The sequence below is a fragment of the Caulobacter rhizosphaerae genome (assembly GCF_010977555.1).
Lineage (GTDB): Bacteria > Pseudomonadota > Alphaproteobacteria > Caulobacterales > Caulobacteraceae > Caulobacter > Caulobacter rhizosphaerae.
Genome location: NZ_CP048815.1, coordinates 2,791,943 through 2,804,629, shown reverse-complemented (window position 1 = coordinate 2,804,629; position 12,687 = coordinate 2,791,943). Strand labels below are relative to the sequence as shown.

11 protein-coding genes are annotated in these 12,687 nt (G+C 69.7%); 1 reads left to right on the top strand and 10 read right to left on the bottom strand.

The window, feature by feature from the left end:
- Positions 1-34 precede the first annotated feature (34 nt).
- The 9 genes from G3M57_RS12995 to dusB form a co-directional block, all read right to left on the bottom strand.
- The gene (locus G3M57_RS12995) at positions 35-583 is read right to left on the bottom strand and encodes a lysozyme (protein ID WP_163230987.1); all 549 of its coding nucleotides are present in this window, start codon (positions 581-583) and stop codon (positions 35-37) included.
- Between the two features lie 64 nt (positions 584-647).
- Positions 648-2,003 (bottom strand): GTPase HflX, encoded by a 1,356-nt coding sequence (gene hflX, locus G3M57_RS12990; protein WP_056750787.1) that lies wholly within the window; start codon positions 2,001-2,003, stop codon positions 648-650.
- 48 nt (positions 2,004-2,051) lie between these two features.
- Positions 2,052-2,300, bottom strand: coding sequence for an RNA chaperone Hfq (gene hfq / locus G3M57_RS12985; RefSeq protein ID WP_012286640.1), 249 nt, complete (start codon positions 2,298-2,300; stop codon positions 2,052-2,054).
- Between the two features lie 136 nt (positions 2,301-2,436).
- Complete coding sequence (locus G3M57_RS12980; RefSeq protein ID WP_163230985.1) at positions 2,437-3,300, bottom strand: D-amino-acid transaminase; 864 nt, start codon at positions 3,298-3,300, stop codon at positions 2,437-2,439.
- Positions 3,301-3,725: 425 nt separating this feature from the next.
- A complete protein-coding gene (gene ntrX / locus G3M57_RS12975; protein ID WP_056750793.1) occupies positions 3,726-5,114 on the bottom strand; it encodes a nitrogen assimilation response regulator NtrX in 1,389 nt (462 codons plus the stop codon).
- Positions 5,111-7,354 carry a sensor histidine kinase NtrY-like gene (locus G3M57_RS12970; RefSeq protein WP_056750796.1) on the bottom strand — a complete coding sequence of 748 codons (2,244 nt, stop codon included), beginning with the start codon at positions 7,352-7,354 and terminating at the stop codon, positions 5,111-5,113. The genes ntrX and G3M57_RS12970 overlap by 4 nt, the downstream gene beginning before the upstream one ends.
- A 112-nt stretch (positions 7,355-7,466) precedes the next feature.
- Positions 7,467-8,888, bottom strand: a complete 1,422-nt coding sequence (locus G3M57_RS12965) for a sigma 54-interacting transcriptional regulator (protein ID WP_056750799.1) — start codon at positions 8,886-8,888, stop codon at positions 7,467-7,469.
- Positions 8,885-10,015 carry a two-component system sensor histidine kinase NtrB gene (locus tag G3M57_RS12960; protein WP_056750802.1) on the bottom strand — a complete coding sequence of 377 codons (1,131 nt, stop codon included), beginning with the start codon at positions 10,013-10,015 and terminating at the stop codon, positions 8,885-8,887. The genes G3M57_RS12965 and G3M57_RS12960 overlap by 4 nt, the downstream gene beginning before the upstream one ends.
- The gene (gene dusB / locus G3M57_RS12955; RefSeq protein WP_163230983.1) at positions 10,012-11,019 is read right to left on the bottom strand and encodes a tRNA dihydrouridine synthase DusB; all 1,008 of its coding nucleotides are present in this window, start codon (positions 11,017-11,019) and stop codon (positions 10,012-10,014) included. Before dusB ends, G3M57_RS12960 begins: the two co-directional genes overlap by 4 nt.
- A 98-nt stretch (positions 11,020-11,117) precedes the next feature.
- Between dusB and G3M57_RS12950 the strand changes: the two genes are divergently transcribed.
- On the top strand, positions 11,118-12,269 hold the full coding sequence (locus tag G3M57_RS12950; protein WP_163230981.1) for a bifunctional 2-C-methyl-D-erythritol 4-phosphate cytidylyltransferase/2-C-methyl-D-erythritol 2,4-cyclodiphosphate synthase: 1,152 nt from the start codon (positions 11,118-11,120) through the stop codon (positions 12,267-12,269).
- Positions 12,270-12,276: 7 nt separating this feature from the next.
- Here the strand turns inward: G3M57_RS12950 and G3M57_RS12945 are convergent, their stop codons facing one another.
- A complete protein-coding gene (locus tag G3M57_RS12945; protein ID WP_163230979.1) occupies positions 12,277-12,621 on the bottom strand; it encodes a hypothetical protein in 345 nt (114 codons plus the stop codon).
- Positions 12,622-12,687 lie beyond the last annotated feature (66 nt).

Genomic DNA, 12,687 nt, shown 5'->3' with positions numbered 1-12,687 from the left:
GACACGCCGCAAGGGCATGTCCCCGGTCCCGACTCTAGAACGCCGGCCAGTCGGTCAGGTCGTCGATCTCCCGCCACGCTCGCACGCAGGCGTTGACCGGGTCCTTGCCCAGAAAGATCGCCGCCTCGGCCCAGCGGCGGCGCAGTAGGCCGACCAGCGGCTTGCCGTTCTGGTTGATCCAGCGGCGCATCTCGTCGGGCACGGCCGTCTTCTCGCCGGCGTTCAGCTTGCGCAGCATCGTCGAGGTGCGCAGCGCTCCCTCGCCGAGGTTGTAGGTCCACGAGATCAGGGCGGCGGCCTCGTAGACCAGGAGCGGGGTCCGCACCCGGGTGTGGACGTCCTGGGCGGCGCGCTTCATGTCGCGCAGCAGCAGCTTGACGGCCTGGACCTCGGTGATGGCCGGGGTCGAGGGCGTGACCGGCTTGCCGGCCGCGTCGCGGATCGTGCCGTAGCCGATGGTCCAGGTGCCGCCCGGCAGCGCGCCGTTGTCGTCGTAGGGGTGGGCGAAGAAGCCTTCCACCCGCTTGACGACGATGGTGGCGGCGGCCGGCACGGTAGCGCCGTCCCAGAGATCGTTGGCCATGCTCGCGCTCCGAATGCAGGTTCGGAGTGTTCACCCGCAGGGCGAGCGCGGCAAGCCGGAACGATCAGTCGCCGGTCGCCATCACCCAGACATCGGGAAACTGCCGCTCGAACCGGCCCAGGGCCTGGGCGTCAAGGCGGGCCACCAGGCGCACGCCGCCCTCGGCCTCGTCCTCGCGGCTCTCGACCCGGCCGTTGCGGTAGATCCAGGCCAAGGCCTCGCCGTCCGAGGCCGCCAGGCGCACGGCGACCGGGGGCGTGTCGTCGATCAGGCCGCCGACCCGCTTGAGCAGCTCGGCGCAGCCCTCGCCAGTGACGGCGGAAACCGCCGAGGCGCCCAGGCGGCGCGCCTGGCCTTCCAGGATCTCGCGAGCCTCGCCGTCGACCAGGTCGATCTTGTTCCAGACCTCGATCAGGGTCTTGCCGCCCTCGGCCTCGCCGTCGTCGCCCAGCACCTTCAGCTCGGCCAGCACCTTCTGGACGTCGCGGGCCTGGGAATCGGTGTCCGGATTGGCCACGTCGCGCACGTGCAGCACCACGTCGGCCTCCTGCACTTCCTCCAGGGTGGCGCGGAAGGCCTCGACCAGCTCGTGCGGCAGGTCGGAGATGAAGCCGACGGTGTCGGACAGGATCGCCGGCCGGCCGTCGGGCAGCTTCACGGTGCGCAGGGTGGGATCCAGCGTGGCGAACAGCATGTCCTGGGCCACGACCGTGGCGTTGGTCAGGCGGTTGAACAGGGTCGACTTGCCGGCGTTGGTGTAGCCCACCAGGGCCACGGTCGGGTACGGGACCTTCTTGCGGGCGCTGCGGTGCAGGGTACGGGTGCGCCGCACCTCTTCCAGCTCGCGCTTGAGTTTGCCGATCGTGCCGGCGATCAGGCGGCGGTCCAGCTCGATCTGGGTCTCGCCAGGACCGCCGGTGTTGCCGGTGCCGCCGCGCTGGCGCTCCAGGTGGGTCCAGGTGCGGACCAGGCGCGAGCGCTCGTAGTCCAGCCGCGCCAGCTCGACCTGTAGCTTGCCCTCGCGGGTGCGGGCCCGGCGGGCGAAGATCTCCAGGATCAGGCCCGTGCGGTCGACGACCTTTACGTTCAGGGCCTTTTCCAGGTTGCGCTGCTGGACCGGGGTCAGCTGGTCGTCGAACACCGCGACGTCGATCTTCTCGACCTCGCAGAGCGCGGCGAACTCCTCGATCTTGCCCTTGCCGAACAGGGTGGCGGGCGTGACGAGGCGCAGGGGCGCGATCGTGGTCTCGACGACCTCGAGGTCGAGGGCGATCGCCAGGCCGACAGCCTCCTCGAGCCGCGCCTTGGGATCACGCGCCTCAAGGGCCGACTGGCCGCGCGTCGGGCGCACGGGATGGATCACGAACGCCCGGAAGATCGGCGCCGCGTGGTCGATGGATTTCGAAGTGGATTTGGTCAAACGGCCCTAAATCAAACATTTGGAGCGTGGCGAACCACGCTCCGGGGATCAATCGTCTTGATCAGCGCTCGGCTCGTACAGCTGGACGGGCTGGGCCGGCATGATCGTCGAAATGGCGTGCTTGTAGACCAGCTGGGACTGGCCGTCGCGGCGAAGCAGGACGCAGAAATTGTCGAACCAGCTGACAACGCCCTGCAGCTTCACGCCGTTCACCAGGAAGATGGTCAGCGGCGTCTTCGACTTGCGCACGCTGTTCAGGAAGGTGTCCTGAAGGTTTTGTTTTTTCTCGGTCGACATGGGGATTCCCCTCTCATTGTTTCGGAGGGCCACACGCCCCCCACACAAACAAGTTCAGACTAAAGCATTTTTCGCCGGTTGGTATGACCAATCGGCAAAGAAACTGCGCCAATCCTTCGAAAGCTGGTCTTGCAACCTAGATCGCGGCGACCTTGGCGCGCTCGATATAGAGACGCCGAAGCCGCGTCGCCACGGGTCCGGGCGCGCCATCGCCGATTTGCGCGCCGTCGACCCTGACGATCGGCAGCACCAGCGTGCCGGCGCCGGTGATGAAGGCCTCCCTGGCGGCCTTGGCCTCCTCGACGGTGAACGGCTGCTCGGCCACGGGAAGCCCCGCCTCGGCGATCACGTCCAGCAGGCTGGAGCGCGTGATCCCGCGCAGGATGTTGGCCTGCGTGTCGCGGGTGCGCAGGCGGCCCTCGGCGTCGACGATCCAGGCGTTGGACGAGGCGCCTTCGGTGACCAGGCCCATCTCGTCGACGAACCAGGCCTCGACCGCGCCGTGCTCGCGGGCGACCTGCTTGGCCAGGGCGTTGGGCAGCAGGCCGATCGACTTGATGTCGCAGCGGCCCCAGCGGGTCTCCGGCACGGTGACCACCGACTGGCCCTTGGCGGCCTTGGCCTCGGCCGCCGCGCGGTCGACGCGCTTGGCGGTGATCACCACGGCCGGCAGCACGGCGGGGTTGGGAAAGGCGTGGTCGCGCGGGGCGACGCCGCGGGTCACCTGCAGATAGACCATGCCCTCGACCACCTTGTTGCGGCGTATGGCTTCCCGCAGCACCACGGTCAGGGCTTTCTCGCTCATCGGATGGGCGATCTTCAGCGCGTCCAGGCTGCGCCACAGCCGCGCGAAGTGGCCCGCCGCGTCGGCCAGCTTGCCGCCGAACACCGCCCACACCTCGTAGACGCCGTCGGCCAGCTGATAGCCCCGGTCCTCGATATGCACGGCGGCCTCGCCGTGGCGGACAAAGCGGCCGTTGACGTAGGCGAAACGCGACATCTAATCAGACCCTTGCTTGTTGAAGTCAGGCGTTACAGTCCATCCCACGCGACGTAGCCCCGGGTCCAGACCAGGTTCCCGGCGGGATCGACCTTCCAGTAGACGTTGGCGAATCTCCATCCCGAGCGGTGTACGGCCCAGCGCACGGAGGCCTCCGTCCCGCAGGATGTGTGCAGCCTAAAGCCCTGCCGCCGAAGATCTTTCGCAAGCGCCGAGGCGCTTGAGCCAGCCGGATGGCGCGCAGCCAATCTATCGTCTAGCTGGCCTGGCGGGAAGTCGATGCCGGGCTCAAAACCCGGGCGCTCACAGGGTGGCAACCACAAGGCGTCCGATGAAACGCCTTGCAGTAAGGGCGGCTCAGCGCAACTCGCCAAGGCCGGTGTGACCGACGCGACGAGGAACAACAGTCGGGCGCATCTCATGCCCTACTCTTCCTCTTCGACCCTTGCACCCGCGACGCCCAAGGATTTCAATTTCCGGTGCAGGGCCGAGCGCTCCATGCCGATGAAGTTGGCCGTGCGCGAGATGTTGCCGCCGAACCGCAGGATCTGGGCGTTGAGGTACTCGCGCTCGAACAGCTCGCGGGCCTCGCGCAACGGCAGGGCGATGATCCGCTCGGCCCCGATCGCCCCCGCATTGCCGCCGGACGGCTGTTCGTTGGCGTTCAGCATCTCGGCGGTGATCAGGTCGCCCGGCTCGCCCGAGGCCAGGATCAGCATCCGCTCGACGTTGTTGCGCAGCTGGCGGACGTTGCCGGGCCAGGCCTGCACCTGCAGCGTGGCCAGGGCGTCCTCGCCCAGCCGACGCCGCTGCAGGCCGGTGGCCTCGCAAATCCGGTCTACGAAGTAGCTGATCAGTTCAGGGATGTCCTCGCGGCGTTCGGACAGGCCCGGCACGCGGACCGGCACCACGTTCAGGCGATGGAACAGGTCCTCGCGGAACCGGCCGGCGGCGATCTCCTCGCGCAGCTCGCGCGATGTCGACGAGATCACCCGCACGTCGACCTGGACGTCGTTGTCGCCGCCCACCCGGCGGAAGCGCTGCTCGACCAGGACCCGCAGGATGCGGCTCTGGGTCTCGCGCGGCATGTCGGCCACTTCGTCCAGATAGAGCGTGCCGCCGTGGGCGCGTTCGAACACGCCGATCTTGCGCGGACGACCGCCCTCGCCTTCCTCGCCGAACAGCTCGACGTCCAGCCGCTCGGGCGCCATCCCCGCGGCGCTGACGGCCACGAACTCGTTGCGCGAGCGGCTGCTGGAACCGTGGATCAGCCGGGCCACCAGTTCCTTGCCCGAGCCGGGCGGACCGGAGACCAGCACCCGGCTGTTGGCCGGGGCGACCTTGGCGATCAGCTGTCGCAGGGCCTGGGCCGCCGCCGACTTGCCCATCAGGCCGTCGGAGCTGAAGCTCTGCACCCGCAGGCGGCGGTTCTCGCGCTTGAGGTTGGCCGCTTCCAGGGCCCGCTCGACCACCAACAGCAGGCGATCGGACTTGAACGGCTTTTCCAGGAACTCGTAGGCCCCGCGCTTGATGGCGCTGACGGCGGTCTCGATGTTGCCGTGGCCCGAGATCATGATCACCGGCAGGTCGGGATCCAGGGCCTTGACCATGTCGAGCAGCTCCAGCCCGTCCATGCCCCCGCCCTGCATCCAGATGTCCAGCACCAGCAGCGCGGGCTTGCGGGCCCGCAAGGCCGCCAGCGCCTGGTCGGAATCGGCCGCCACCCGCACCGCGTAGCCTTCATCCTCCAGGATGCCGGCCACCAGTTCGCGGATGTCGACCTCGTCGTCGACCACAAGCACGTCAGCGCTCATATCATCTCCTCTACGCCGTTCTGGGCGTTGGCGGCGGCGAGCCGCGCGGTCGTGGGGAACTTCAGGATGACCCGGGCGCCGGTTCCGTTCAGCGCGTCGGTCAGGACCAGTTCGCCTTCGTGGTCCTCCATGATCCGCTTGACGATCGCCAGCCCAAGGCCGGTTCCCTTCTCGCGGGTCGTGACATAGGGTTCGGTCAGCCGGTCACGGTCCTTGGCGGGCAGGCCCACGCCATTGTCCTCGACCACCAGGCACAGGTGTTCGTCGTCCGAGACCAGGCTGGCGGCGATACGGCCCGGCGGCTCCGGCGAGACGTGGCGGCGCGCGCTGACCGCCTCGCCGGCGTTCTTGAGGATGTTGGTCAGGGCTTGGCCCACCATCCGGGCGTCGCAGCTGACCCAGACGTCGTCGCCGGGCTCCTCGAGCGTCACCTCGGTTTCCGCGTCGACGAAGCGCTGGGCGAACACCGCCTGGCGCAGCATCTCGGTCAGGTCGGCTGGGGCGAAGCGCGGGGCCGGCATCCGGGCGAAGGCCGAGAACTCGTCGACCATCCGGCCGATGTCGCCGACCTGGCGGATGATGGTCTCGGTGCAGCGGTCGAAGGTGTCCAGATCGCCGGTGATGTCCTTGCGATACTTGCGGCGGATCCGTTCGGCCGACAGCTGGATCGGGGTCAGCGGGTTCTTGATCTCGTGAGCGATGCGCCGCGCCACGTCTTTCCAGGCGGCGTTGCGCTGGGCGGCCATCAGGCGGGTGATGTCGTCGAAGGTCAGCACCAGGGTCTCGGCGGCCTGGCCGGCGCCGCGGAACCGCAACCGCCGGGTTTCCCCGCCGCGCATCACGTCGATCTCGACCTCGGCGTTGGGGCGGCCGCCGCTGATCTCCTGGATCACGGTCTCCAGTTCGGGCGCGACCTCGACCAGCGGCTGACCCACGGCGCTCTCGTCCAGGGCCAGCAGATCGCCGGCCCGGCGGTTCAGGGCGGTGATCCGCCCCGCGGCGTCCAGGCCCACCACGCCGGCGCTGACGCCCGACAGCACGGTTTCGATGAACTGGCGGCGCGACTCGGCGTCGAGGCTGGCCACCCGCAGGGCGGCCTGCTGGGCCTGCAGGTCGGTGGTCATCATGTTGAACGCCACCGACAGGGCGCGGATCTCCTCGGGGCCGGCCTCGACATCGACCCGGGCGTCCAGGTCGCCGGCCGACACCCGGCCCGCCGCCTGCACCAGGCCGGAGACGGGGGCGGCGATCGAATTGGCGGCGGCGATGCCCACCCAGACGGCCGCGACCAGCACCAGCAGCGCGGTCTCGATGTAGCTGAGGCCGAAGATCACCTGGATCCGGTCCTGGTTCTTGGCCGCCTCGCGATACGAGATCAGCGATTCCTCGGATTCGATCAGGTGGGCCAGGATGCCCTTGTCGATCGGCCGGGCCACGTAGAGATAGGCGTCGGGGAAGGCCTTGAGGCGGTAGAGCGCCCGGAACAGGTCTTCCTCGACGAAGCGCTGGGTAGGGATCTCGCCGGTGTCGGTCCATTTGAAGCTGGATGGCGGCGGCGCCAGGAATGGCGGGGCCCTGTCGGACTCGGCGCGCGCCAGAATGCGACCGTCGCGGTCCAGCACATAGGCGGCCGAGAAGCCGTTGTCGTCGGCCAGGCCCCTGAGAAAGTGCCCGAAAGCCACCGGGGAGTCGGCCAAGGTCGGGGCCGCCTGGTTCAGGGTGCTGGCCATCGGCCCGACGTGCTGGCTGATGTAATCCGTCTGCTCGCTGACATAGGAACGGGCCACGGTCGCCGAGTTCTCGACCACGGTGCGCACGCGCTCGCTGAACCAGGCGTCGACGCCGCGGTTGACCAGCACGCCGAAGAACAGAGCCACGATCACGGCGGGCGCCACGGCGGCCACCGAGAACAGGCCCACGAACCGCAGGTGCAGGCGCGCGCCGGCGTCGCTGGCCCGGGCGTCCACCAGATCCAGCAGCCGCCAGCCGACGATGCCCGCAATGCAGAGAATCAGGGCCAGGTTGAAGCCGAGAACCACGAGGATGACCGTGGTGGCCGGACCGATCGGTCCGGTGGCGGGCGGCGACGAGGCCAGGAACACCGCCGTGGCCGTCAGGGCGATGGCCAGGCCGTAGGCGCCCCCCAGCGTGAAACGCGACCGCAGCAGCTCGCGCCACCAGGCCCGGCTGAAGCGGGTCGGCGGTCCTTCAAGCTCCAGGACGGATGGAACGGACGCCATTGACTAAGTTTAAGGGGGGCTGTGCCCTAAACTCAACAGGTATGTGCCAATTAAGCGTCAGCAGACGTGGATCGCCCGCGGATGACCACCCGTTTAGGGTTCTGGACCGCGGTCAGCGCCGGCCGCGGGTCATCTCCACGCCCAGGTCCTGGATCTTCTTGCGCAGGGTGTTGCGGTTGAGTCCCAGGATCTCGGCCGCCCGCACCTGGTTGCCGCGGGTGGCCGACAGGGTCAGCTGGATCAGCGGCCGCTCGACCTCCTGCAGCACCCGGTCGTAGAGGCCGGCCGCCGGCACGCCGTCGGGCTGGTCGGCGAAGTGCGACGACAGGTGGCGCTCGACCAGGCTGGCCAGGGTGACCGGCCCTTCGTCGGCGTGGGCGGCGGGGGTGTGGTCCTGCAGCTCGCGATCGACGATCCGGGCGGTGATCAGCTCCTCGGCATAGAGGGCGCACATCCGCCGGATCAGGTTCTCCAACTCGCGCACATTGCCCGGCCAGGCGTGGGTCTTCATCCGGTCCAGGGCGCTGGAATCGATGGTCTTGGCCGGCAGGCCTTCGCGGTTGGCGCGCAGCAGGAAGGTGCGGGCCAGATCCGGGATGTCCTCGGTGCGGTCGCGCAGCGGCGGCAGGCGCACCGGCGCGACATTGAGGCGGAAGAACAGGTCCTCGCGGAACAGCCCCTGCTGGATCAGGCCGCGCAGGTCGCGGTTGGTGGCGGCGATGATCCTCACGTTCGGCCGGCGGCCGGTCTTGGGATTGAGCACCGGCTCGGTGCCGTCGATCACCCGCAGCAGGCGCGTCTGGGCGTCCAGCGGCATGTCGCCGATCTCGTCCAGGAACAGCGTGCCGCCGTCGGCCTCGATCAGGCGGCCCATGTCGCCCTCCCCGCGCCCGAACAGCTCGGTCTCGACGCGTTCGCGCGGCACGGCGGCCAGGTTGATGACCACGAACTTGCCGTCGCGGCGGCGACCCAACTCGTGCAGGGCGCGGGCCACCAGCTCCTTGCCGGTGCCGCTTTCGCCGAGGATCAGCACCGTCAGGTCGGCGCCGACCAGGCGGGCGATCGTGCGATAGACCTCCTGCATCGGGGCCGAGCGGCCGATCAGCGGCAGGCGCTCGTCGCGCATGGCCCGAGCCTGGGCCTTGGACGCCTCGGCGTCGGCCGGCCGCGACAGGGCCCGTCGCGCGGCGGCGGTGACGTCGTCCAGGTCGAACGGCTTGGAGACGTACTCGAACGCCCCGGCGTCGGCGGCGTTGACCGCCGTCAGCAGGGTGTTCTGGGCGCTCATCACGATGATCGGCAGCTTGGGCCGCTCCTTGCGGATGCGCGGCAGCACGTCGAAGACGTTCTCGTCGGGCATCATCACGTCGGTGACGATCAGGTCGCCCTCGCCGTCCGTCACCCATTTCAGCAGGGTCGTGGCGTTGCCGGTCGCGCGGACCTGGTACCCCAGCCGGGTGAAGGCCTGGCTGAGCACCAGACGCACCGAGCTGTCGTCGTCGGCGATCAGGATCTTCTTGCTGGCGGCGTTCATGCGTGGGCGTCTCCAGTGGAGGGGGCAAGCTTTCCGGTGGCCATCGGCAGCAGCACGCGGAAGACCGTGCGGCCAGGTTCGGAGTCGAAGTCGATCAGGCCGCCGTGGCTGGTCACCAGCTTGGTGACCAGGGCAAGGCCGAGGCCCGTGCCGTTGGCCTTGGTGGTGACGAACGGCTGGAACAGGTGGTCGCGCAGGCTGGGCGGCACGCCCGGGCCGTTGTCCTGCACGCGGATCTCGATCGGCGCGCCCGCCGTGGCCTTGCCGTCGGCGCCGCGCACCCGCACGCCCGGACGCCAGGCGGTGTGGATCGACAGGATGCCCTGGCCGTCGCCGCGCATGTGGGCGGCCTCGGCGGCGTTCTTGACCAGGTTCAGGAACACCTGGATCAGGTGGTCCTCGTCGCCCCAGACGTCCGGCAGCGAAGGGTCGTAGTGTTCCTGCAGCGCCAGGCCGTCGGCCACGCCGTTGACCACCAGGGCCCGGACCCGGTCCAGCACCTGGTGGATGTTAACCGCTTCGCGCGGGCCGGGGACCTCGTCGGAAAAGGCCTCCATGCGGTCGACCAGCCGGCGGATGCGATCGGTCTCGTCGACGATCAGTTGGGCCAGGGGCTGATCGGCGGCGCTGGCGCCGGTCTTCAGCAGTTGGGCCGCGCCGCGGATCCCGGCCAGCGGGTTCTTGATCTCGTGGGCCAGCATGCGGCCCAGGCCCACCACCGAGCGCAGGCCCGCGGCGTCCGAGGCCCGCTCGACGCCCAGCACGCCCTTGACGTGCAGGGTCATCAGCACCGAGCCGTCGCCCAGGGGCGCGGCGGCGCCGTCGGCCTCGAACGGCGGCTGGCCGAACAGGTTGACCTCGACCCCGTGCTCGCGGACCAGGGCCCCTTCGAACAGGGCGCGGTCCATCATCGAGACTAGCACCGAGCCCGGCGGCAGGGCGGCGCGGAACCGGCCGCGGGCCAGCAGCGACAGGCCCTGGCCGAACAGGGCCTCGGCCGCCTCGTTGACCGCCACCAGCGCGCCGTCGCGGTCGACCACCAGGGCCGGCTCGGGGCTGAGATCGAAGGCGGCGATCTTGAGGCTGTCGGCGACCTGGGCCGAGGGGGCGCGGGCGTGATCGCTCATGCGGCCAGCCTCCGGTCGGCCAGCCACAGGGCGGCCAGGCCATCCTCGATCGCGGCGGGATCCTCCAGCCGGCACAGGGCGGCGCGGGCGGCGCGCCGCGCCTCCTCGCTGTCGGGCCAGGGCGCGGCGTCGATGTAGGAGGCCAGGTGCTTGCGGAACATCTTCAGGCCCAGCGCCTGGCCGTAGAAGTCCAGGCTGCGGCGGAAATGGGTGACGGCGATGGCGAGGCGCTCCTTGGCGTCCGGCTCGCGGAAGCCTTCGCCCCGCAGCGTCGCCTCGATCGCCTGGGCGATCCAGGGACGGCCATAGACGCCGCGCCCGATCATCACCCCGTCGGCGCCGGACTGGTCCAAGGCCGCCCGGGCGGTGTCGCCATCAATGATGTCGCCGTTGACCAGCACCGGCACGCCGACCGCGGCCTTGACCGCCGCCACGGCTTCCCAGTCGGCCTGGCCCTTGTAGAACTGGCAGCGGGTGCGGCCGTGGACGGTGATGGCCTGGGCGCCGGCGTCGACGGCGCGGCGGGCGATGTCGGCGGCGTTGCGGCTGTCATCGTCCCAGCCCAGGCGCATCTTGACGGTGACGGGCACGTCCACCGCCTGAACGGCGGCGGCGACCAGGGCCTCGGCCAGGTCGGGTTCGCGCATCAGGGCCGAGCCCGAGGCGACGCCGCCGGTGACCATCTTGGAAGGGCAGCCGAAATTCAGGTCGATGATCTGGGCCCCGGCCTCGGCGGCCATCCGCGCGCCCTGTCCCATGAAGGTCGGATCGCGACCGACCAGCTGGACGACCATCAGAGGCAGGCCCTCGCCCACCGCGGCGCGGCGCACCACGTCGGGGCGGCCGCGGGCGAACTCGGCGCAGGCCACCATTTCCGTCGCCACATAGGCGGCGCCCAGGCGGCTGGCCGTTTCCCGGAAGGGCAGGTCCGAAACGCCCGTCATCGGCGCGATCCATACGCGCCCAGGCACCTCGACCTTGCCAACTGTGAGACCGTTGCTCATTTTCTACGCATCCCCATCGCACTCTTTTTAGGCATATTGTGCGGCGCCGTAAAGCCTCCTTCTCTGGACAACTCAATTTGGCCCGCTAAACAGCCCCCATGACCTTCTCCGCCGTGATCGTCGCCGCCGGCTCCGGCGCCCGGGCCGGGCCCGGCCAGGCCAAGCAATGGCGTACGCTGGCAGGGAAAGCCGTGCTGCGCTGGTCGGCGGAAGCCTTGCTGGCGGGCGGCGCGCAAAAGCTCGTGATCGTGGCGGATTCGCAGGCCCGGCCGCTGCTGGATGCGGCCTTGGAGGGCCTCTCCGGCTGGACGACAACGCCGGGCGGCGCGACTCGCGCTCTGTCCGTCCAGGCCGGCCTGACCGCCCTCGCCGACCGTCCGCCCGACGAGCCGGTGCTGGTCCACGACGCCGCCCGCCCCTTTCTCGGCGCCGCAACAATTCACGCGGTGATCAAGGCCCTCGACGACGCCGACGGCGCGATTCCAGCCTTGCCCGTGGCCGATACGCTGAAAAGCGGGGCGCTGGATTCCAGCGTCGTCACAAAATCGCGAAACGACCTGTGGCGGGCGCAGACCCCCCAGGCGTTCCGCCGCGACCGCCTGCTGGCCGCCTACGCTGCGTGGGAAGGTCCGGACGAGCCGACCGACGACGGCCAGGTGGTCGAGCGCCATGGCGGCCGTGTCGTGGTCACGCCCGGCGACCCGATGCTGATGAAACTGACCTATCCGGAGGACTTCGCCATGGCCGAGACCTTAGCGGGCCGCGCGCGGATCGTCCGCATGGGCCAGGGCTTCGACGCCCACCGCTGGGGCCCTGGGGACTCCGTGTGGCTGTGCGGCGTCGAGATCGCCCACACCGAAACCCTGATCGGCCATTCCGACGCCGACGCCGGCCTGCACGCCCTGACCGACGCCATTCTCGGCGCGATCGGCGAAGGCGACATCGGCGACCACTTCCCGCCCACCGACCCGCAGTGGAAGGGCGCGTCCTCCGATCGGTTCCTGGCCTACGCGGTCGACCTGGTGCGCCGGCGCGGCGGGACCCTGGTCAATGTCGACGTGACGCTGATCTGCGAGCGGCCGAAGATCAAGCCGCACCGCGCAGCGATGCGCGAGCGCCTGGCGGAGATCCTGGACCTGCCGCTCGACCGGGTCAGCGTCAAGGCGACCACCACCGAGGGCATGGGCTTCACGGGCCGCGGCGAGGGCCTGGCCGCCCAGGCGATCGCCGTGGTCGAGACGCCGATCTGATGGGCGGCTAGGCTTTCACGATCTGGCAGGCGATCTCGGAGCCCTTCGCGGTTATCCTGGCCTTGCCCAGGAGTGGGATCTTGTAGCGCTTCACGGTCCCACCGGACGCGACGACGATCCGTCCAGGGTCGTTCAGCAGGCAGGAAATCCCCGCCGCGGAGGTGATGCAGGAACTCGCGCCGCGCTGCTTGTCGAGCCGCAGGTCGCCTGACCGGTAGCTTGACGACAACACGGACGCCTTCATCCCATCGGAGACTTCGTGGCAGGCCAACCCGACCGGTGCGGATCCGGCGACGGCGGGGGATCCGAGGGCGAGAACGACCACGGCGCCAGCCGCGAAACGGATCTTCATGTAACCTGCTCCAGAGACTCGGTTGCATGAGAAGGCCATGCGCCCGGCACGCTGTATAGTTGCATT